The sequence below is a fragment of the Moorena sp. SIO1F2 genome (assembly GCF_010672755.1).
Lineage (GTDB): Bacteria > Cyanobacteriota > Cyanobacteriia > Cyanobacteriales > Coleofasciculaceae > Moorena.
Window position 1 is genome coordinate 1 of record NZ_JAAHFV010000599.1, and the last position, 2129, is coordinate 2129.

Sequence of the window (2129 nt, forward strand, 5' to 3'; positions counted from 1 at the left end):
TTGATCATTGTGTTGTTTTTTTTTTTAAACTTTAACAAAAATTTACATAATTATCATGAATCACGTTTATCATGTGTATAAATAATACAAAAACGTAAGCTATCAGCATATGCTTACCTTTGAATTCTCATGAATCTCGAACTATTAAATTGTCCTGTTTGCGCATTGCGTATCGGCGCACCCTAGGGGAACGAGGTTTATTTTAAGGATTAGGCTGAGTGCTTACGATTTTATTTGTATGACAACGGGATGCACCTACTCAAATTACCCATTATCCATTACCAAGTATTCATTACTAATGATTCCTTAATTATTACCTATTTATTGTAATGTAAATCACCGAATAATTTTTATTTATGATTAATATAGAGTGATCTATAGCTTTTTTTTAAAAGCTTATCAAAATTATTTATATTAACGCCAAAATTTAAAACTACTTTACTTTAAATTAAGTATAGTAGTTTTTAGAAATCCGAGGAAAAAGCTTTGCTGATCAACACTTCAAGATTCAACAAAACATCGGTTGAGCGCTTAGTCAATTTTTGGTCAAATCGCTATGTACCAGATTTATCAATTATCTCTAAAAATAATGATGTTTTAAAGATTTATGATTTGCTAGACGTTGCTTCTAGAAAGGGGCGCACTCAAACAGTTACCAAGTTACACCGTTTAATCCAAATTAACTGTGAGTGTGCGGGAATTAAAACAGATGCTATGTTCTCGTATATTCCTAATGTGGTTAATTTGACCGAGGCTAAGCGAATTGCTGAATTTGTTTGCTCCGTTTACCAAAAGGTACTGGAAATTTACCAGGAGCAATCGCCGAATCCTAGTTTAATGGCAGCAATACGACTAGGAGAGACAATTAATTTCTTCACAGATTTCTCTAGCCCGTGGACAATGGTAGCGCTAGAGTTACCAGCTATAGAAAAGCTAGCCACCTCTCTCGAACCTGTATTGCGGCAAATCCGGGAGCAACATATATCAGCAAAAGACCGTCGGGCCATTGGTTTTGTTACCACACAGTTTCACTTCAGCACTAAATTAGTACTCAATCGGCTGACATTGCCAGAACAAATTTTGCTCAGTCCCTACTTTAAGTTTGTGGAGGAGCAAGTTTCTATCCCCTGGCAACGAATCTGTAATGCAGCGGCTTTGCATGATTTTAACTCACCTACCTTAGCCTTAGTGGAGCAACTCTTACCTGCTAGTCAGGATATTGCTCAGACTGTCTACCAACGCACAGGGGAATTGCAATCTGGTCATTTTAGCCGTCGGGGAGGGCTGGACGATCCAGGAATTAAGGCTTCGACTATCAGAGATTTAGAAATGTTCCAGGGTTACCTATGGCTATGTGCTTTGGAGGGGAATATGACATCAATAGAACAGGAACTGTTGCCGTTGTGTTTACTGGTATTTCCTAGCGTAGACGTAAGTTGGAAGCTGGCGGAAAAAATGTTGCAGTTGCTGGTGGATGAACTAAACGCTCGTATAGAGTCAGATCAGATGTACCTGTTGCTTCCTTATACTCAAGGACTGCTGGAGTTATTCTCTGACCTGGAGCAGAAGGCGTTATGATATCATCTAGCAGTCCTAAATCTTAGTGGCAGGAACAAACTTCGTCCCGGAAGCGGTCGGACTAGTGCAGGCGGGCATAAATAATACCAATTCTTCAAAGTAGGACTACAGATGCAGATGGCCAGATGGGGAGATGGTCAGATGAAATTGATGTGTAGGTGTCTCAGCCCTAAGAATTGGTATAACTCCCCAGGCGGATCAGGTGGCTTACCGCAGAATATGGCCAGATTTGACACTCCCCGCCCGCTTATGGACGGGGATTCTTAGTTCCTCGACATGCCTTAAAATTAGCTATCCTAAAAGGCAATACTTAAGCCGAATACCCGTTTAAAAACCAAGTCTTTAGCCTAATTTAACTAATGCCAGTGGGCTTATCTCCCTAAGCGTTGAGTTTCCTCAGTTCCCGTGTGCCCCACGGTACTTTCATTTTCTAAGGTTTGCTTTACTGGTTTTTGGTATCCGCTAGGATCCATACGTTTTTAATGAGGTTTTTCGCGCCTCATGTACTAGCATCGCTTTACGTCGTCGGTACTGTCATTAAGCCCACGACA

At 40.3% G+C, this 2129-nt stretch carries 1 protein-coding gene; it reads left to right on the plus strand.

Annotated elements, in window-relative coordinates; all coding sequences use genetic code 11:
* Window positions 1-486: 486 nt before the first annotated feature.
* The gene (locus F6J94_RS33245) at window positions 487-1578 is read left to right on the plus strand and encodes a hypothetical protein (RefSeq protein WP_293048078.1); all 1092 of its coding nucleotides are present in this window, start codon (window positions 487-489) and stop codon (window positions 1576-1578) included.
* The last annotated feature ends 551 nt before the right edge of the window (window positions 1579-2129 follow it).